This is a genomic window from Bradyrhizobium tropiciagri (assembly GCF_001189845.1).
GTDB classification, from domain to species: domain Bacteria; phylum Pseudomonadota; class Alphaproteobacteria; order Rhizobiales; family Xanthobacteraceae; genus Bradyrhizobium; species Bradyrhizobium tropiciagri.
The window spans coordinates 216,843-236,338 of sequence record NZ_LFLZ01000004.1 but is presented as its reverse complement, the minus strand read 5'-3'; the positions used below and the strand labels follow the sequence as shown (position 1 = coordinate 236,338).

Below are 19,496 nucleotides of genomic sequence, written 5' to 3'. Positions count from 1 at the left end.
GCCTCCCGCCTGATCGATCAGGACAGTTTGCCGACGGATTTCTCGAGCAGATCCCAGGCCTTCTCGCCGTATTTGCCCTTCCACTCGGCGTAAAAGCCGGCGGTCCGGAGCTTGTCGCGGAACGGCCCGACCTCGGGCTGGTTGAACACGAGGCCCTTGCCCGCGAGTTCCTGCTTCACGGTCGCGTTCAGCTTCTCGGTGTCTTCGCGTTCCTTCACGGCCGCCGCGTTGACGTGCTTGGCGACGATGGTCTTGATATCGTCCGGTAAAGCCGCCCAGGCCCGGCGGTTCATCAGGAACCAGAAGCCATCCCACATGTGGTTGGTCAGTGAGCAGTACTTCTGGACTTCATACAGCTTCGCGGTCGAGATCAGCGCCAGCGGATTTTCCTGGCCCTCGACGATCTTGGTCTGCAGCGCCGAATAGACCTCGCTGAAATTGATCGAGGCGGGCGATGCATCGAACGCCTTGAACATCGAGGTCCACAGCGGCGACACTGGCACGCGGATCTTGAATCCCTTGAGGTCGTCGGGCCCGTTGATCGGCTTGGTCGACGACGTGGTCTGGCGGAAGCCGTTGTCCCAGATCTTGTCCATGACCTCGAGGCCGGCCTTCTTGATCTCGCCGCGGACGTAGGCGCCGAGATCGCCGTCCATGGCCTTCCAGACCGTGGGATAATCAGGGAATGCGAAGCCGATACCGTTAATCGAAGCCGCCGGCACCAGGGTCGCCAGGATCAGGCCGGACAGCGTGAAGAACTCGACGCCACCGGAACGCACCTGGCTCAGCACATCGGTATCCGAGCCCAGCTGGTTGTTCGGGAACACCTGGAGGTCAAACCGGCCATTGGTCTCGGTCTTGATCGCCGCGGACATCTCCCGGGCGCGCGCCACCAGCGGGTGCGACTCCGGCAGGTTGTTGGCGAACTTGTACGAGAACTCGGCCGACTGGGCGCGCGCGACATACGGCGCGCCAATTCCGCCCAGGACGGCGGAAGCGGCGGAGACCTTCAGCAGCGTGCGTCGTGAAAAGCTCATTGGTGTTTGCTCCCTCGAGAGGCTTGTTGTTGTTCTGAGATGCCATCCTATACGGACCTGATGCCGCGGGGTCACCAGCGATCTCTGCACAGCTGGGGCTTATTGCAGCGTCCGTACGCCGCGGCAATATCGGCTTTCTGACGAGACGCGGGCGCGTTGATCGCGGTGTGATCCGGATCGGCTGGACCGATAGCCGGGATAGATCAGGACAGACGCCTGGCTGCGGTCCGGTGCGAAGATTTCCCACTAAATATCTGATCTAATTGTAGATATAAATATTCCATAATATACCTTATGCGAATTATGGATGTGGACCGGTGGTGCCTGGTGTCGGTTCTGATTAGATCTGAGTCTATCGCGCTTGATCTGAGTCATCCGCGCCTGCTCCAGGCTCTCCATCGCCAAGGAAAACTGGTCGTGCGGGAATGTCTTCGCCGAAGACCACGTCAGACGTCGCCACAGGACGAGCGCTGACGCGCAGCGGTCGCTATCACCTCACGCGCCGAAGCCGCCGCTTGCTCTGCAACATGATGTGCTAAGACCGCGCCACAAAGCTCGTCATGCGGCGAATGACAAGTGGATCACCGATGTTTTCGGGTCACCGGATGGCATGAAGCTTCGATCGAGTATGACGCTGTTCAAAACCGTCTCGAAGCTATCCGGAAGGCAAAAATCGGGCGCCCCTGCCAATCCTTCAGGAAAGCAAAGCCGGTTGACCGAGGTCCCGTGGGACGGCGGATCGCACGGCGTGTCCTACGGCGTGCTGCGGACTGTCGCGGCTTCGCACCGAATCAGGCGGTGTTCCCAAGTCGGCCGATTCGCCAATTGTCAATAGGTAGTATTTAACAGGGTTCCGCCGTCTATATCTTGAAGATTGAGCACGGAAATACCATGTCAAGGAACACCCACGCGCTGTTGGGGAAAGGATAGCGCGCACCGGGGGGACAAATGCAGGTCTTGAGACGGCATTCGCGCGTTTGCGCGCAATTCGGCGGCAAGGTCCACGCCCGCGTGACCACCACGCGAATGGTGGACGCCGGTTATTTGGCGGGCTCCTCGCCTACTTCGAGTTCGGTTCCTGCATGGCTCGATTCTCCCGATGCAAGCAAGTGCCTTCATGCGTCACTGAGCAATGACTCTCCCGCCCGGATCTCGTCGCGGAGGGCGCCATGAAGGCAACAGCATCGGAGAACCGCAAACGCCAGCCCTTGCAAACACCGCGCCCGACGAAGCGAAAAGCGCTGCCTAAAAGGATCGAGAACGTTGTCTGGGCGCGGGCAGCCGGCCGCTGCCAATATGCGGGCTGCAACAAGCTTCTCATTGGCGATCAGATCTCGGGCGCAGCGAACGCAAACACGGCTTACATCGGACACATCGTCGCCGACTCTCCCGACGGACCCCGCGGGGATCCGATCCGTTCCCCTCTTCTCGCCCACGATCCCGACAACCTGATGCTCGTCTGTGACGTGCACCACCGCGTATTCGACCGCGAGATGGTGGCCGAGCATCCGGAAGAAGTTCTGACGGCGATGAAGCGCCGCCACGAAGCGCGCATCCGGACCGTGACCGCCATCGACGAGGATTTCGGCAGCCACATCATCCGGTACGCGGCTCGGATCGGGACGAACGAGTCTCCGGTCGCCAAGGGCGACTTGAAATGGGCGATGATCCCTGACCGCTATCCGTTCGACGACGGTTGGATCGACCTCGACCTCGCGACCCTCGATCTGCCCGACCACGATCCCGACTTTTGGCGCACTCATGTACGCAATCTCCGGTCCGGCTTTGCCGAGAAGGTGCGCGGCCGCATGGAGCGTCAGGAAATTCGGCGGCTTGCCGTTTTCGGTTTGGCGCCGATCCCGTTGCTCTTCGAACTCGGTCGCCTGATCTCCGACATCGCGACAGCCGAAGTTCGACAACTCCTGCGCAGCCCCAAGGGATGGAAGTGGGACCCGGATGGACGGCCCATCGAGTTCGACGTGAAACGCCCGTCGCGTACCGACGGTCCCGTCGCGCTGAAACTCGAGGTGAGCGCTCCCATTGCCGACGACCGCATCGTCTCGGTCCTTGGCGCCGGCGCCGCCATCTGGTCCATCGCCGCCGGCGGGGCCCACAACGATATCATGCGCCGCCCGATCGACCTGGCGGAGTTCGCGCGGCTATTCCGATCCACACTGGACGAGATCAAGTACGCGAGCGGCGAGAACTGCGTGGTGCGCATCTTTCCCGCCGTACCCGTATCCGTCGCCGTCGAGGCGGGCCGGTCCTGGCAGCCGAAGGCCCACCCTACCCTCGAAGTCTACGACCAGAACAGGAAGCTGGGCGGCTTCATCCACGCCCATACGCTCGAACACACCGGCTGACAAAGGAGAGGCCTATGAACGTGCACCTGCGTCCCACGATCACCAGAGAAGCCGAGGAGTTTCTCGAAGCGCTCGCCGAAGAGCTCGAGATCCCCCCGTATCGCTACAAGCAGGCGGAGACCAGCTACAAGTCGCTTGGCGAATGGCTCAATCGCGAAGACTCGAGCATCCGGCAATTCGACCCTCAGGTTCACGTCCAGGGATCGTTTGGGCTCGGCACTGTGGTCGTACCGATCAGCGATGACGAGCACTACGATATCGATGCCGTCGTTGAATTCCGCAAGCTCACGAAGGGCGAAATCGCCCAGAAGGAACTCAAGCGCCGTCTCGGCGTCGAGATGAGGCTGTACGCGACCTATCGGCGCATGAACAAGCCGGTCGTCGAGCATCGCCGATGCTGGAGGCTGGAATACGCCGATGGCGCACAGTTTCATATGGACGTGACGCCCGGGCTTCTCAACGGGCTGGAGCAGGTAGTGCTGCTCAAGGCCCGTGGCCTCGACCTGTCTCTCGCCGACACCGCGATCGCCATCACGGACTTCGACCACCCCTTCTACGCGATACTGTCCCCGACATGGCCGCGATCGAACCCGCGGGGATATCTGAAGTGGTTCCACAGCCGCATGGCGGTCATCTTCGAACTGCGCAAGCGGGAGCTGATGCGCAAGAGCTTGCGCGCGGGCACGGAGCCGATCCCGGATTACGAAGTCAGGACGCCCCTGCAGTCGGCGATCATGATCCTCAAGCGGCACCGCGACATCATGTTCATCACCCGCTCGGACGAACGCCCGATCTCGATCATCCTGACCACGCTCTCGGCGCACGCCTACAACGGAGAAGACAAGATATCCGATGCGTTGTTCGCGATCCTCACCAACATGGACCGGTTCATCGAGCGGTCGCAGGACGGCAGCCTGGTCATCGCCAACCCGAGCGACCCGTCGGAGAATTTTGCCGACAAGTGGAAGAAGCATCCCGAGCGCGCGGCCGCATTTTTCGAGTGGCTCGCTCGGGCCCGCGAAGATTTTTCGCGCGCGGCGGTCCTATCGAACAAGCAGCTGATCGCCGAGCATCTGGCGAAGGGCGTGGGCAGCGGAACGGCGGAACGCGTGATGAAGCGTTCCGTCGCAGGTCTGGCCGCTCCTGCCGTTCTGTCAAAAGGCCTCATCAGCAACGAGGCACAAGCCAAGAGTTCGGCGGTGCAGCTCAAAGGAGATCGTCGGAGTGCCTAAGGGCGACCACCCGCTCGCAAAGCGGTTCAGATCGGCCATCGGTGCGGTGCAGGCCGGCTGGTGGCACGCCGGGCTGCGGCCGCCGAGGTTGAGCGCGGAGGATCTGGCGAAATACCGGAAGCATGATCCCGCAGCAGGGTGGCGGTTCGAATACCCTTTCTCCGATCGCAGCCGGCGCATCGACGTCATCGTATCCGCCGGCTTTCCTTCCGTCCCGGCGCGGATCGCGGTGGTGGATCGCCCGCGCTTTCTGACGTGGCCCCACGTGGAAAACGACGGCGTTCTCTGCCTGGTGCCTGATCACGCTACGTTTTCTGTCGACGATCCCTATGCGGGCGTCGCGGTGTTGCTCGATAAGGCGATCAAGTTGATCGAAGGTTTCGTGCGCGGCGAGCACGAAGACGACTTCAAATCCGAGTTTCTCACCTACTGGGACCATGCCAAGAAGGGGACGGAGGGGACCGTCCTTTCATTGGTCGAGCCGGCTCCGCCTTCTCGGACAATCAGGGTATGGGAGGGCCGCAGTCACATCGTGCTGGCTGACGACGACGGCCAGCTGCAGCGGTGGCTGAAGAATTTCAACTCCGCCCTCTCCTCGGCCGACATGGTCTCGCGAGGGGGCGTGCTGGCTTGGCTGGAAACGCCGCTCCTCCCCTCGCAGTATCCCAAGGCTGCGAAGGACGTTTACGCGCTTGCCGCCGATGCCGGCGTTGCCGATCTTCTCCTCGAAGGACTTTCGCGCGAGGTGCCCCCTCGCCTGTTCGTAGCGCTCGGCGCCTCGACCGAGCACGGTCCGGCAATCGCTACGACGGTCATCAGCCGACCCGCGATCGTTCGCGGCGGGGATCCGCTCGCCAAAGGATTTCGTCCTTCTCGGGTGCCTGAGCACGTCGTCCTCTCGCGACTGTTCGGCGGCGATCCGGCAGGCCGTCTTCCGGTGGAAAGGGTCGATCCCACCTGGGTACACGGGCGGGCGCAGGATCCGCGCATCGCGACCTTGCGCGGGGCCACCGTGGCGCTGCTCGGCTGCGGCTCCGTAGGGGCGCCGGTCGCCCTCAGTCTCGCGCGAGCGGGCGTGGCGAAGCTTATTCTCGTTGACCAGCAGAGCTTGACGGGAGCCAACGTCGGCCGTCACATTCTCGGCGTCAGATCGATTTCGTATCCCAAGGCCTCCGAGCTCGCGAAGCGGATACGCGCCGACCTTCCCCATGTCGAGGTCGAGCACCACATCGCCAAGGTTCAGGATCTGCTGGTTCGGTCGGACGGGCCTTTGGAGCACGTCGACCTCATCGTTTCGGCTCTCGGCGACTGGCCGGCGGAGTCGTTGCTCGACGAGTGGCATCAGGCAAATGGCAGGCCGTTTCCGATCGTTTACGGCTGGACGGAGCCGCACGCGACCGCCGGTCACGCCGTCATCCTGTCCTCGTCCGGAGGCAGCCTTCGTGATGGACTGAACGAGACCGGCGAGCCTGACGTCGTCGCCACGCACTGGCCGGAAGAGACGCGCCGATACGAACCAGCCTGCGGCGCGGCGTTCGAGCCTTACGGCCCCGTCGAGCTCGGCTTCATCACGTCGCTCATCGCCCAGGCTGCGCTCGACGGTCTTCTCGGCACCATCGGACCGAGCACGCATCGCATGTGGCTTGCGCGCCGTGCCTTCGTCGAAGCCGCCGGCGGCAGCTGGAGCGAAATGCTCCGCGAGATCGCTCCTCAGGCGCTGGAAGGAGGCATGATGGTCGAACGGCAGTGGGGCCTGCGACCGGCCGGGAAAGTCTTGGCGGCGTGATCTCTTTCGATATCGGACACTCAGGGCAATCGCTCCGCTTCGCTCCCACGGTCCTTCAGCGTTTCGACAGGCATCGGCAAATCCGGTTTTGGCACCGCGAAGCCGGCGGGCTACTGTTCGCTCGCTTCGACCTGCCAATCATCGATGTCTGCGAGGCGACGGGTCCGAGACCGACCGACCGAAGATCCCGCTATTCCAACCAGCCCGACGAGCAAGCGGAGAAGACGGAAATCGATGCCGGCTTTTCGCGAGGGCTGCATTTCGTCGGCTGCTGGCACACCCATCCCGAGGACGTCGCATCGCCGTCGACCGTCGACACGCGCAACATTTCGGACTGCGTTCGTCGCTCGCAGCATGCGCTCAACGGTTTCGTCATGGTGATCGTGGGAAGGGCTGCGCTCCCGGACAGCATGTTCGTTTCGATCTGCGATCGGTCGATGGTCCATCAGCTGACGCGATCGTGACGCGGAAAGGCCCTACCAAGAACCGTCTGCGCTTGTCGCCGCCATTGGCGGTTGCGGACTCTAATGCCCGTCCGCCCAACCAATGTCACGCAGCGTGAAACCCAACGCATGAAGCGCCAATTCAGCGTCTTCGTCGACCGGGTCGCGCAGCCCCTTTGTATGCGCCTCGTTGGTCTTGCCGCGGGAATGCAGTCTCGCCACGACTTGGGCGAGGTTGCTTACCATGCCTTTTTTGTAAGGTGGCTGGCCGACGATCGTCGCGATCCTTCCAAGGTCTTCGCCGAGAATGGAACGGTCATGCCCTTGGGTGACGAGCCAGCGCGACAGGAGCGCGGTCAAGGCGTTTCGACATTGGTCGATCATTGATACCGGCGTTTCCCGAAAGGCCGAATCGAGTGCGCGCGCGACGGTTTGAGAAATCGCGGGCTCGAATTCTGCGGGAATCGTTGCCATGTCGACCGCAGGAAGGATGCCGAATGCCGAAAACGACTTGAGCGTGATCATGACGCAGCCGTTGGCGACGACCTCGGTTTGTATGATGCGCCAGGCGGAGGCTGCATCCCTCACTCCCAACGCGAGCTTCAATCCCATGCCCCGCTGAGGCTCTCGAAGCAACGACGCGCATGCCTTGTAGCCATAGAGGGTCTTCGTCGTTCGGCCTTGGGCGCCGACGGACCGCCCGTGGGGATCTTCGTATGGGTCCGGCAGAACCTTGTATTGCGCCGGCTGTGCACCCTCCGGCTGGAAAAGTCGCCCGCGTCGAGTGCGCGTGACGGGATCGAACGTGTCTTCCCGGAAAATCCACGACATCGGAGAGTGTGCAATTCCGGTCGGCAGGTCGTTCCAATCTTCCTCGCGCCTGATAAGCTTGGCTTGCGTGACGGTCGGTCTAGGCACGACCGGAAGAACGGGGGCATCGAAGCTTCGTAGACTAGGCCGGACTGTTGGTCGATTCCCAGATACATCGCGGTCCCCTCGTCTCGTTTGCCTGTGCGGTGGTAAGCCGAGCTCCGGGCAAGTCGGATGTTCAATTGTTGCGCAGGCTCGGGGTCTCGACGAAGAACGGATAGCTGATGTTGTCGATGTCCGGAGCATCGTCGACCAGAGCCACTCTCGTCATCGTCAGCTCGGGACCGACATGTCGCTTGAAGATCGCGGCGGTGAAGCCGAATGCGAATTCCGACAGGTCGTTCGCCACCGGCGCCATCTCGCCGAGCAGCTTGCGGGCGGCCTCGTTGACGTCGGACTCGCCCAGCGCCTGCGCCATGCCGTGGACCAACACGTAGTCGGACACGAAGAAGAACGTGTTGAGCAGCGCGGTGTTGAAGTAAGCGGCCCAGTCCGCTTCCTCGCTGTCGATTTCGCCGGCAGCCTTCTCGAAGGCCGCGTCGATGTCGTCGATCGTGGGATGATGGAAGGCGAAGTTGTTGCGGACCGTCGATAGGCCGCTTCCTTTGCCGAACCGCTTCTTCAGGCGGTCCAGCGCCTCGGCCGCCGGTCGGTCGAGCAGCGGCAGGAATTCCCTGCCCAGGGGCCGCTTGAGGAAGCGGTCGTCGACCAAGCGCCACGCTTCCCACATCGCGCCGATCGTCATGTGTGCGGACTCTTTGAGAACGACTCGATCTCCGCATTAGGAACGACTCGATTTCGCTTTGAAAACGACTCGGTTTTCCAAACCCCTGACGCGACTAACGAATTTCCCCTCGATTTTTCGCCGATCTTTGGGCGCGAAAAAACCGAGGGGGTCAAATCGAGTATGCAGAGGCATCATCTCTATGGAAAAACGCTCAAGAAGTACGTTTTTCACGAAGTTGAAGTGGGTGGCACCGCCTTCAAGGCCACTTTCGACGAAGGCACGGCGGGTCTTCACGTCGAAGACGCAACCGGTCGGGAATCCCGAGTCTATCTGATGGGATCAGAATCGCCCTCGCTGTTCTACGCGGAGTCCTGGACTATGAGAGGGCGCGAACTCGGCCCGGTTGGGCGCTCTGTCATGACACCGCGAAGGAACCCGTCATGCATCTCGGCGACCTGACCGATGGCGACATCTCGCACCTTGTTCACGAATTCGGCCTGCACGCCGATCTTTCCAGAGAGGCAGTCATGTTTCCGGAATCGGCCGCGGCCCAATCGCTGAAGCACATCTTTGCGGAGGATCCGGATCGCGCGGCGCTCTTCCGCAAGAATGCTAGATGGCTCGAAGCGTGGCTGGATAACCCACGCGACGAAATTGTTTCTCCGCCGCTTCCAGGATTCTCACGCGCGCCGGAATCTTTTCCCGTTTTGGACCGGACGGTACATCGAATTGAGCGAGCTTTATTCGGCAGCCAATGCTGGTCGTAACTCCGGCTGCTCCGCCGAATTGTGATGGACCCGATCTGCAGTTGGCTTGATCCGAAACCACGCAGCATAAAGCGCAGGAAGGAACAGCAGGATCAGCACCGTGCCGACCGCCGTGCCGCCGATCAGGGTGTAGGCCATCGATCCCCAGAAGACGGAGTGCGTGAGGGGAATGAAGGCCAGCACGGCGGCCAGCGCGGTCAGGATCACGGGCCTCGTGCGTTGTACCGTGGCCTCGATCACGGCGTGATAATCGTCAAGACCCGCAGCTCGATTCTCCTTGATCTGTTCGGTCAGGATCAGCGTATTGCGCATCAGGATGCCGGCCAGCCCGATCAGACCAAGAATGGCATTAAATCCGAAAGGCTGGTTGAACGTCAGCAACATGGGCACGACGCCCACAAGGCCGAGCGGTGCCGTCAGCACGACCAGAGCCATTGTTGAGAACGACCGCACCTGTAGCATGATGACGATCAGCGTGGCGGCGATCATGGCAGGGAAGACCAGAAAAAGCGCGGAATTCGCTTTGCCAGCCTCTTCGATCGATCCCCCCATTTCGATGCGATAGCCGGCAGGAAGAGATGCGATCAGCGGCTCAAGGGCTGTCTTGATTTCCTTGGAGACCTCTGGAGGCTGCGTCGCCTCATTGATGTCCGAGCGGATCGTAATGACGGGCGTACGATCGCGACGCTTCAGAATCGGCTCTTCAAGTCGGACTTCGGAATGGCCGACCTGGTCGAGCGGAATCGAGCGGCCGTCCCGGCTCATCAACGAGAAATCGGCCAGACGCGTCGGATCCAGCCGCTCTCCGCCGGCGCTACGTGCCACAATGGGAACGTTGCGGATGTCCTCGCGGACCTGCGTTACCGTGATGCCCGTGAGAAGGAACTGAAGTTGCCGGCCCACCTCGGCTGGCGAAAGGCCGATGAGGTTCAGTCGGTCCTGATCCGGAATAAAGCGGAGCACGGGCGTGCGATTACCCCAGTCGCGATTCGCCTGCCGCACATCGGGAACGCCACGCATGATATCGAGAGCCTTGTCAGAGATCGCGTACAATTGCGCGGGGTTGGGCCCCATGACCCGAAACTCCACCGGGAACGGTGTGTAGGGTCCGAACACAATCTGGGTGACGCGGACATAGGCCTCAGGCGCCAGCCCTTGTGACACCGCCTCTCGGAGCCGGTGCTTCAAGGCTTCGCGCGCCTCCGCGTCGGGCGTCAGCACGACGATCTTGGCGAAGGCAGGATCAGGCAGTTCCGGCGCCATCGCAATGAAGAAGCGAGGAGCGCCCTGACCGACATAGCTGGTGACGATCTTTGCCTCAGGCTGATCGTGCAGCCAACCTTCGAGTTTCTCGACAGCGGCGGTCGTCGTCTCAATGCTGGTGCCTTCCGGCAGGCGAACCTCCACCAGCACTTCGGGGCGGTCGGATGTCGGGAAGAATTGCTGTTTGAGGGCGCCCATTCCCGCGCCGGAGAGCGCGAACGCGATGGCGACGATGCCTACGGTCAAGAATTTGTGGCGCACGGCGAAGGTGATAAGCCGCCGTAAGCGCCGATAGTTTGGCGTGTCGTAGATCGCATGGTGACCGCCCTCAATCGGTTTGATCGCGGGCAGCATCTTGACGCCAAGATAGGGCGTAAAGACTACCGCAACGATCCACGAGACGATGAGAGCGAACCCGAGGACCCAGAAAATGTTGCCGGCATATTCGCCGGCCGACGAGCGCGCGAAGCCTACGGGCAGAAAGCCGGCGACCGTCACGAGTGTTCCTGACAGCATCGGCGCCGCGGTGTGGCTCCAGGCATAGGCCGCCGCCTTGATGCGGTCCATGCCCTCTTCCATTTTGACCACCATGACCTCGATGGCGATGATCGCGTCGTCGACGAGAAGGCCAAGCGCCAGGATGAGAGCGCCGAGCGTGATGCGGTCGAAGAATCGGCCTGTTTCCAGCATGATGAGGAACACGGCGGCAAGCGTCAGAGGGACGGCAGCCGCCACGACCATGCCGACGCGCCAACCGAGGCTGAGCAGGCTCACCAGCAGTACCACGCTGAGCGCCATCGCAAACTTCATCATGAATTCATCAACCGCCGAGGTGATGTTGACGGCCTGATCAGTCACCTTTTCGAGCGTCATCCCGAGCGGCAGCGTCCGTGCGATCGCTGCGGATCTCTCTTCCAGCTTCCTGCCTAGCGCCAGACCATTCCAGCCCTCCTGCATGACCGCCGCGAGCATGATTGTTGGCTCACCCTGGTGTCGGATGATGTAGGTGGGCGGATCCTCGTAGCCGCGGCGGACCTCGGCAATGTCGGAGAGCTTGAGCGTTCGCCCGCCAGCGACGATTGGCGTGTCGGCGATCGCCTGGACACTGTCATAGGCGCCGTCGAGCCGGATGAAGACTTGCGGGCCCTTGGTGTCGATCGAGCCTGCCGGCGTGACGGTGTTCTGCCGCTGCAAGGCGGCCACAATATCCTGTGCCGACACGCCGAGGGTCGCCAATTTGGCAAAGGAAAACTCAACGAATATCTGCTCAGGACGTTCGCCGAGGATGTTGATCTTCTTGACGCCGGGCACATGCAGGAGTTCCTGGCGGATCACCTCGGCCTTCCTGGAGAGCTCGCGCATCGGCATGCCCTTGGCCTTGAGGGCATAGAGAGCGAAGCTCACGTCCGAATATTCGTCGTTGACGAAGGGGCCGAGCACGCCAGATGGCAGGTTGCGGGCTTCATCCCCGAGCTTCTTGCGGGCCTGATAAAACTCCTCCTGGACGACGGATGGCGGTGTGCTGTCCTTCAGCGTGACGGTCAGATACGCATAACCCGGCCGCGTCGTCGTCTCGACCCGGTCGTACCAGGTCAACTCCTGGAGCCGCTTCTCCAGGGGTTCAGCAACGAGGTCCTGCATCTCGCGCGCAGTCGCGCCCGGCCATACCGTGGTGACCGTCAGGGTCTTGATGGTGAATTTGGGGTCCTCCGCGCGCCCAAGCACAAAGAATGCATAAGCGCCGGCGGCGGCCAGCAGGAGGATGAAGAACAGGGTGACAGCCCGTTCGCGCACGGCGATCGCGGAAAGATTGAAGCTCATGAGCTGCTCCTGTTTTGAGAGGCGGCCCTGACGCGAACACCCTCCTGCAGGAGATGAGCGCCGAGCGAAACAACCCGATCACCAGAGCTCAGCCCAGAGATCACGGCGGTTTCGCTGCTCACGCGCACAAGCTTGATCGGCTGAAAGCGCACGGTCGAGGTAGCGCTGTCGAAAACCCAAACACCGGTCTTCCGGCCGTCATCCAGCACGGCTCCCAGCGGCACCTGGACCTCCGGGTGAGTCTCCCGGCTTGCAAGCCGAATGGTGACGGTCGCGCCAAGCGGTGCCGCCGCAGCCTCGCCGTCGAGCACGTAGCGGGCCTCATAGGTCCTGATCTGGGCATCGGCGGAATCCGACAACTGCCGAAGATGCGCCGCATAGTGCTGTCCATCGCTCCCATACAGGCTCGCCTCGGCCACCGAGCCGATCGCCGGCCGGATTGTTTCAGGAAGCGCGACCACCGCTTCGCGGGGACCAGCCTGGGCAAGCCTGACAACTGTCTGGCCGGCAGAGACAACTTGTCCTGGCTCACCAAGCGTTTGCATGACCGTTCCGTCCGCATCCGCCACCAGGACAGAATATGTCGCCTGGTTCTCGGCCACCTTGGCCTCGGCTTCCGCCGCAGCGAGTTGTGCGTTGGCTGTATCCGACGCGGCCTTCGCCTGCTCGTAGCGCTGTTTGGGAGTCCATCCGTCGTTGACCAGGTTGGCGTATCGTCGCTCATCAGCTTCCGTCTGAACGACTGTTGCGCGCGCCGCGGCAACCGCGTTGCGCTTCGCCGCAAGCGCAAGGCGGAGGTCGGTTTCGTCGACCCGCATCAGCGGCTGCCCGGCTTTGACCTGCTCACCAACATTCACGAGCCGCTCGACTATCTTGCCGGCGACGCGAAAGCCAAGATTGCTTTCGACCCTCGCGCCGATCGTACCTGTGAAGCCGCGTTCGGATCCGCTCACCCGCGCGGCGCTCACCAAGCTGACCACGGGCGGCTCCTGCCTCGGGTCACGCGCTGCCGAGGCTTCATGAGCAGGAATGGCGAGAGTAGCGAAGACGGCTGCTCCGGACGCCGCGACAAGGACGCCTGCCAAGACCACAAGTCTGTTCTTTTTCATCGCCGTCTCCACGCCATTTAGATTTCGTTCGAACTCTATAATCAAATTAGATTTCGTTCGAAATCTAAAATAGTACCCTAACGAGAATGTGATCGCCGAAAACCGGCCATTTCGGCCCTTCGGGACGGTAAATCCGACCAAGCAACTTGATAGATTGCATTCGAACGCTATCTGAGATATAGAGTTCGAACGAAATCCAAATGGAGGTCCAAGATGCGAGTGAGTCGCATTCAGGCTGCGGAGAACCGCCAGACCGTGATCAACGTGGCCAGCCGCCTCTTCAGGGAGCGCGGCTTTGATGGCATCGGGCTCAAGGATCTGATGGAGGGGGCCGGGCTAACCCAAGGTGCCTTCTACAAGCAGTTCGAGTCCAAGGAGGATTTGGCGGCACAGGCGTCCAGACGCGCATTGGAGAGCGCCTCCCAACGCTGGTCCTCCGCGATCGCGGAGAATCCTGATGATCCGCTTGGCGCGGTGATCGCGTCCTATCTGAGTGCGGGCCATCGCGAAGAAAAACTGGACGGCTGCCCCGTCGTGGCGCTCGGCTCTGACGCCGCCAGGCAGGGGCCCGGCGTGAAAGCTGCGTTCGAAGAGGGCATCAAGGCGTATCTCGAAGTCCTCGGCCCCTTGCTTCCCAAGACCGACGGCGAGGATTCCAACAGGAAGGCCATGGTCGTTCTGTCGACAATGGTCGGCGCCATGACGCTATCGCGCGCCGTCAACGACCCGGATCTCGCGCAGGCCTTTCAGAATGCGGCCGTCGAACACATTCGCGAAGCCGCTGCCGCTTGAAGATCGCCCCCTCAGAGCACAGAGAACTCAGCGTGACCGAACTCAAACCAAGTTTGCTGAAAATATCCGACAAGCTAAGCGTACGTTTTCAAAAGACCGGCAGCGGACTTGCGTTGCTCCTCTTGCATACAATCCGCACTCAGCTCGAATATTTCCGGAGCCTTGCGCCCCTCCTGGCGTTTGACGGGGTAAAGTCCGCTAAGGCTGTACGGCAGGCAGAAATCCCGACACGGCTGTTGTTCATCGATATGTTTGCGTCGCGTAAGGACGCTGACGCCTATTTTCAGTGGCGCAGGTCGACAGGAGACCTGGATTTGCTCGCCACGCTTGTCAGCGAGCCGCCAGTGATCGAGGTCTGGCCGCTCATGGCCGGCTCTCCCGGTTGAGCACACTCGAGTTGTGATGGTTGGCGCGAGATAGCCGCGCAGCGTCGTAAGCAGCCGAATTTCCAGTTGTTCGAAATCAAAGATCGGCCTCGATGCCGATGAGGACTTGCCGTGACCAAAAAAACAACTCCCACCTCTGAACATAACCGGATGCCGGTTGCAGTCCTCATCTTGACGCTAAGCACCTTCGCACTTGGTACATCAGAGTTCGTCATCATGGGGCTGTTGCCGGAGGTGGCGCACGATCTTTACGTTTCGATCCCCGCGGCTGGTTGGATCGTCACCGCCTACGCTCTTGGAATTGCTATTGGCGGTCCAGCCATGGCACTGGTCTCGGCGCGTCTTCCCCGAAAGCGCGCTTTAATCACGTTGATGGGCGTGTTTGTACTAGGCAACGCGCTGTGCGCGCTTTCATCGGCGTACGGGTTTCTAATTGTGGCTCGCGTCGTCACCGCGATGGGTCAAGGTTCGTTCTTTGGCATCGGAGCCGTGCTGGCGGCGAGCCTCGTTCCTGAACACCGAAAAGCATCGGCGATAGCGACGATGTTCGCAGGGCTGACCCTCGCCAACGTCGCAGGGGTGCCGCTTGGTACCGCTCTCGGGAATTGGGCGGGCTGGCGCATGCCATTTTGGGCCATCTCGGCTTTCGGCATTGCGGCGTTCGTAGGGCTCGCGACCTTGCTTCCCGTGAGGCACGATGAAGAGCGTGCTGATTTCGTAACTGAGTTTCGCGCCCTCACGGATCTGCGCATCTGGGCCGCGTTAGGCACCACCGTCTTGTTTACTGGATGCGCCTTTCCCCTATTCACATATATCGTCCCGATGATGGAGAATCTTTCAGGCGTTACTCCGAACGCCGTGACGCTCAACCTCCTCTCGGTCGGCATAGGATTAACCATCGGCAATTTCATTGGAGGCCGATTGGCCGATTGGAATGTTGGGCGCGCGCTTGCGCGTATCGCAATCGCGATCGCCATCGTCTCCGTTGCCCTGCGCTGGACGAGTTCTTCGTTGATCCCATCGGAAATCAATTGGTTCTTCTGGGGCGTTACGACCTTCGCGGCAATTCCTGCGTCGCAAGTAAACGTCATGCGCTTCGGAAAACAGGCACCAAATCTGGTTTCCACGTTGAATATTTCCGCGTTCAACATTGGCATAGCCCTTGGCGCTTGGATCGGCGGCGAAGTCCTCGCGACCGGTTATGAACTCGCAGGAATCCCTGTGGCGGCCACCGCCGTCGCTCTGCTCGCCTGGTTTGCGACCGTCACGACGGAAAGGCTAAACCGCCGTTCCGTCCGAAAAATACAGGCGCTTGAGATTTGACCGCGTCCGCCATGCTGGAAGCTCCAGGAGCCCAAGCACGGTGGGTATCGTGGGCGAAACGACGAACAAATTTTCCCCTGACTCCCCACGTCGTTCGATTCAGCCGCGCCATGCATGTGCCGCGCCGGCCGGTGGACCCAGGCAAGCTTGCCGATCGACCAGACGTCGTGCAAAAATAGCGGACCGCGGCCCCCGACCGTCGAGATGTTCAGGCGTCGCTGATACGTGCGCAAGCTGCGTAGCTCAAGGGTGGTCAATAATCAGTCAAGGTGAATCCTGAGCGGAGGTCGCCGGCGCGCGCAGACGCCGCGTAGAGGAGAGGAGCGTAGTAGCGGAAGAACCGTCCTCCTAACCCACGGCGAAAACACTACAGCGTTCGCGAAGAATTGGCGCGAGACCGCGGAATTCTTCGGTGGTTTAGCGGCAAATTCAAACAATCGGATACAGCGGAGAGCTGTGGCGTAGCGTGGCGGAGAGAGTGTCAGTCAATCCTCATTGAAAGAGAAGGCATTTTCGACCTTCGTAGACCAAAACCCACCAATTGAGCTACGGCGAAATTGTCGGTTCCATGCTTCGCTGGGAACCTGAAAGCGAACGTCCGCTTTCCGCCCAAAAATGACTGGATCCGCCATGCGAACTCTTCTCGGACTTCTTGATGAGCATCTTTCACTTTAGCGGCGCCTCCGATTAGTTGCGACAGGCTCCGGGTTGTCGTTCTGCCACCGATCGGAAGTTGCGGGTGCGAAGATCTTCAAAGTGTCATGAGGTCTTTGTTATGCCTTGGCCGTTGGCGTGCATTCGGAACAACTAACGATCTGAAGCCGGCGACCTCGCGCCAAAATCGTAAGTTTGGCGTACAAAATCGCGTAAATGGCGGAGAGAGAGAAACATGTCTCCAACTATTCGCCTTTAAGGGCGCCCCTGTTCGTCGCTACTCTCCGCCGTCGAGAATCCCTTAGAGCTGGCTCGCGTGATACTGGCGACAGAATCAGCGTAATGATCGAACACAGGCGGCAAGCAGAAGCTCGGTGCAACCTCCAAAATGGGCGAACGCACGCTCAGACGCCTACTCATCATCGGCAGTAGCGCCGTCGTAACCCGAGCGAACCTCCATATGGCGCGCAGGCAAGGAAGTGAAGGTAGCCCGAGCACAAGGGTGCGGTTGCCTCGGCGCCGTGCAATGCGCTCACTCTGCGGCGAGCGCGTTGTGTCGCCGTGGCAATCCAAGTCGCCCCCACACATCGACCAGCGCTTCTGCGAGCACGTCGATCAGCACGTAATCGTGATATGGCGTCGGCGTAATGCGCAGCCGTTCGGTCCCGCGCGGGACGGTCGGATAGTTGATCGGCTGGACATAGATGCCGTACTCGGCAAGCAGGAGATCGCTCGCTTCCTTACACTTCTCCGGATCGCCCACCATGACCGGCACAATATGCGTCTCGCTCGGCATCACTGGCAGGCCGGCAGCATTGAGCACGGCCTTGACCCGTGCCGCGCGGTTCTGGTGTCGGTCGCGCTCCCATTGCGAAGTCTTGAGGTGCCGGATCGCCGCGGTAGCGGCGGCGCAGATCGCCGGCGGAAGCGCGGTGGTAAAGATGAATCCCGGCGCATAGGAACGCACCGCGTCGATGACGTCGACGCTGCCCGCGATGTAGCCACCCAGGCATCCGAATGCCTTCGCCAGCGTGCCTTCGACCACGTCGATGCGGTGCAGGGCCCCTTCCCGCGCCGCGATGCCGGCCCCGCGTGGCCCGTACATGCCGGCCGAATGGACCTCGTCGATATAGGTCATGGCGCCGTAGCGCTCAGCGAGATCGCAAATGCGGTTGACCGGCGCGACGTCGCCGTCCATCGAGTAGAGCGCCTCGAACACGATCAGCTTCGGGCGGTCGGGCGCCGCGGCCGCCAGCAGATCTTCGAGATGACTCACGTCGTTGTGGCACCAGATCTTCTTTTCAACGCCGGCGCGCTGCACGCCCTCGATCATCGAATTGTGGTTCAAGGCGTCCGCGAAGATCACGCAGTTTGGAAGCAGCTTGGCGATGGTCGCGATGCCGGTCTCGTTCGACACGTACCCCGAGGTAAAGACCAGGGCGGTCTCCTTGCCGTGCAGGTCGGCGAGCTCGCGCTCCAACTCGACCAGCGGGTGACTGGTGCCGGAAATGTTGCGGGTGCCGCCGGCGCCGGCGCCCATGCGAGTGGCGGTTTCGACCATCGCACCGATCACCTTTGGGTGCTGGCCCATACCGAGGTAGTCGTTCGAGCACCAGATCACCACCGGGCGCGGGCCGTCCGGCGAATGCCAAATTGCGTACGGGAAACGACCGGCAATGCGCTCGATATCGGCAAACACGCGGTAGCGCCGTTCGGCGTGAAGCCGGACAAGCGCAGCGGAAAAGAAATTATCATAGATCATGAGGCAAATCTCCTTTCCGTTTTCTTGGTGCTTCCACACTCATCGAGTTAGACCTCGACGCAATCGCCGCCGTCGATCCGTTCACGGCAGAAGGGCGCGGCCGGTCCTCGGGGGACAGGACCGGCCGCGGGGAGCCACGGCGAGGGAGGGGCGCCGGGGCAAGCTCTTGCGATGCTGTCTGCATCCGCGGAGCAAATTGGTATCCGACAACAAGCATCGGTGCGAGTGAAGCAATGCGAATCTCAGCAAATCGTGGCGAATGAGAATCTGGTTAAGTCAGTCGCAATGCCGCACAGTTTTGGTCTTCTCTTAAGTGGTACGCACGAGCATTAGAGTGCTGATATCGAGCACCCGCCACGGCGTTACCGAAGGCCAGAACAGCCCAAGCGGCCCAAATATACCGATGATATAAGGGGCAGCCACGAGCAAAGGCTCGTCCAGGTGAGTTCAGCACGACAATCCAGCTCAGTCCAGCAGGCTGCCAACCTGATTTCCACCCTAAGCTCCCCTGCCCGACCGCTTGCCGAACTCACAGCGCCATCCCGCAAGTCGCTCGGCCGGATGCTTTCTCCTCCAGTCGGCAAGCTGCGGTGCTCCCATCATGCAGGACTGCATCGAGACGTTAGCGAAGTCAGACGTCGTGACCGCCTGCTTGTGGCAATCCGCCGGCGTGGAGAGAGGCTGCAGAGCACGGCGACTAACTGGATCATAAGAAGGCTCCTTTGTTGCTGTATTGCGAACAAGTCGATTTTCAATGCGACTTGCCGAGTACAAAAGTGAAGGGCACCACGAAGAGAGCTCATCGCTCTGATCGTCGCTGACATGCAGGACCCAGTCGCCAATCCTCAAGGTTACGCTCGTTGGTGAAGGATTGCACCACACGGGTCGCGTGATCGCGCGCCTCGGCGAGGTCGTCCACCACAGCGCCCCGGTGGTCGACGAACACCTTCTTCGTATTAAAGCGGTGGAAATAGTCCTGGGTCACCTCCAGCCTCCTTCAAATGAGACGTGCAGCCGTGAGATCTCAGCGTTGCTGCTGTCCTCGACGGCGCGGTACGAAAGACAGAAGAGGTGATGCCGTGAAAATTTGGAACCACATCCACGTGGTCATAAGGGGAAACAGGATCATTTGCACACTCGCGGACCGTTATTGGTTGAGCA

Annotated in this window: 16 protein-coding genes and 1 pseudogene; 9 read left to right on the top strand and 8 right to left on the bottom strand. The window is 61.1% G+C overall.

The genetic code is table 11. The annotated features are described in order from the left end of the window. Positions 1 to 17: 17 nt before the first annotated feature. Positions 18 to 1,037, bottom strand: coding sequence for a TRAP transporter substrate-binding protein (locus AKN84_RS05735; RefSeq protein WP_050419778.1), 1,020 nt, complete (start codon positions 1,035 to 1,037; stop codon positions 18 to 20). A 532-nt stretch (positions 1,038 to 1,569) separates the two neighbouring features. On the opposite strand from AKN84_RS05735, the gene AKN84_RS50595 reads away from it, so the two are divergent. The 5 genes from AKN84_RS50595 to AKN84_RS05715 all read left to right on the top strand — a co-directional run bounded on the left by AKN84_RS50595 (position 1,570) and on the right by AKN84_RS05715 (position 6,882). Continuing rightward, positions 1,570 to 1,872, top strand: a complete 303-nt coding sequence (locus AKN84_RS50595) for a DUF1810 family protein (protein ID WP_157863256.1) — start codon at positions 1,570 to 1,572, stop codon at positions 1,870 to 1,872. A gap of 334 nt (positions 1,873 to 2,206) precedes the next feature. Further along, positions 2,207 to 3,400 (top strand): SAVED domain-containing protein, encoded by a 1,194-nt coding sequence (locus AKN84_RS05730; protein ID WP_050419777.1) that lies wholly within the window; start codon positions 2,207 to 2,209, stop codon positions 3,398 to 3,400. Between the two features lie 14 nt (positions 3,401 to 3,414). After that, positions 3,415 to 4,632: a nucleotidyltransferase domain-containing protein gene (locus tag AKN84_RS05725; RefSeq protein WP_050419776.1), complete on the top strand. Its 1,218-nt coding sequence runs from the start codon at positions 3,415 to 3,417 to the stop codon at positions 4,630 to 4,632. After that, on the top strand, positions 4,625 to 6,418 hold the full coding sequence (locus AKN84_RS05720; protein ID WP_050419775.1) for a ThiF family adenylyltransferase: 1,794 nt from the start codon (positions 4,625 to 4,627) through the stop codon (positions 6,416 to 6,418). The genes AKN84_RS05725 and AKN84_RS05720 overlap by 8 nt, the downstream gene beginning before the upstream one ends. Next, positions 6,379 to 6,882 (top strand): Mov34/MPN/PAD-1 family protein, encoded by a 504-nt coding sequence (locus AKN84_RS05715; protein ID WP_347337300.1) that lies wholly within the window; start codon positions 6,379 to 6,381, stop codon positions 6,880 to 6,882. The genes AKN84_RS05720 and AKN84_RS05715 overlap by 40 nt, the downstream gene beginning before the upstream one ends. 60 nt (positions 6,883 to 6,942) lie before the next feature. On the opposite strand, the gene AKN84_RS05710 is transcribed toward AKN84_RS05715, so the two are convergent. Together AKN84_RS05710 and AKN84_RS05705 are read right to left on the bottom strand one after the other, a co-directional pair. Further along, positions 6,943 to 7,692 (bottom strand): hypothetical protein, encoded by a 750-nt coding sequence (locus AKN84_RS05710; RefSeq protein ID WP_050419774.1) that lies wholly within the window; start codon positions 7,690 to 7,692, stop codon positions 6,943 to 6,945. 217 nt (positions 7,693 to 7,909) lie between these two features. Next, the gene (locus AKN84_RS05705) at positions 7,910 to 8,476 is read right to left on the bottom strand and encodes a hypothetical protein (protein WP_193399629.1); all 567 of its coding nucleotides are present in this window, start codon (positions 8,474 to 8,476) and stop codon (positions 7,910 to 7,912) included. Between the two features lie 422 nt (positions 8,477 to 8,898). On the opposite strand from AKN84_RS05705, the gene AKN84_RS44650 reads away from it, so the two are divergent. Beyond that, entirely contained in the window at positions 8,899 to 9,225 is a 327-nt protein-coding gene (locus AKN84_RS44650) for a hypothetical protein (protein WP_128970474.1), read from the top strand. Here AKN84_RS44650 and AKN84_RS05695 read toward each other — a convergent pair. Both AKN84_RS05695 and AKN84_RS05690 read right to left on the bottom strand, forming a co-directional pair. Then, entirely contained in the window at positions 9,199 to 12,309 is a 3,111-nt protein-coding gene (locus AKN84_RS05695) for an efflux RND transporter permease subunit (RefSeq protein WP_050419772.1), read from the bottom strand. The genes AKN84_RS44650 and AKN84_RS05695 overlap by 27 nt on opposite strands. Then, positions 12,306 to 13,418: an efflux RND transporter periplasmic adaptor subunit gene (locus AKN84_RS05690; protein ID WP_050419807.1), complete on the bottom strand. Its 1,113-nt coding sequence runs from the start codon at positions 13,416 to 13,418 to the stop codon at positions 12,306 to 12,308. The genes AKN84_RS05695 and AKN84_RS05690 overlap by 4 nt, the downstream gene beginning before the upstream one ends. Before the next feature lie 213 nt (positions 13,419 to 13,631). On the opposite strand from AKN84_RS05690, the gene AKN84_RS05685 reads away from it, so the two are divergent. The 3 genes from AKN84_RS05685 to AKN84_RS05675 all read left to right on the top strand — a co-directional run bounded on the left by AKN84_RS05685 (position 13,632) and on the right by AKN84_RS05675 (position 15,919). Then, a complete protein-coding gene (locus AKN84_RS05685) occupies positions 13,632 to 14,210 on the top strand; it encodes a TetR/AcrR family transcriptional regulator (RefSeq protein ID WP_050419771.1) in 579 nt (192 codons plus the stop codon). A 32-nt stretch (positions 14,211 to 14,242) separates the two neighbouring features. Then, a complete protein-coding gene (locus AKN84_RS05680) occupies positions 14,243 to 14,596 on the top strand; it encodes a putative quinol monooxygenase (RefSeq protein WP_128970473.1) in 354 nt (117 codons plus the stop codon). 111 nt (positions 14,597 to 14,707) lie between these two features. Next, positions 14,708 to 15,919 carry an MFS transporter gene (locus AKN84_RS05675; RefSeq protein WP_244484939.1) on the top strand — a complete coding sequence of 404 codons (1,212 nt, stop codon included), beginning with the start codon at positions 14,708 to 14,710 and terminating at the stop codon, positions 15,917 to 15,919. Positions 15,920 to 17,105: 1,186 nt separating this feature from the next. On the opposite strand, the gene hemA is transcribed toward AKN84_RS05675, so the two are convergent. From hemA to AKN84_RS44635, 3 genes and pseudogenes are all read right to left on the bottom strand, one after another. Continuing rightward, complete coding sequence (gene hemA / locus AKN84_RS05670) at positions 17,106 to 18,335, bottom strand: 5-aminolevulinate synthase (RefSeq protein WP_050419768.1); 1,230 nt, start codon at positions 18,333 to 18,335, stop codon at positions 17,106 to 17,108. A 498-nt stretch (positions 18,336 to 18,833) separates the two neighbouring features. Further along, positions 18,834 to 19,045, bottom strand: a pseudogene (locus tag AKN84_RS50275) (hypothetical protein). Between the two features lie 89 nt (positions 19,046 to 19,134). Then, on the bottom strand, positions 19,135 to 19,320 hold the full coding sequence (locus AKN84_RS44635) for a DUF6894 family protein (RefSeq protein ID WP_430649887.1): 186 nt from the start codon (positions 19,318 to 19,320) through the stop codon (positions 19,135 to 19,137). Positions 19,321 to 19,496: the final 176 nt, after the last annotated feature.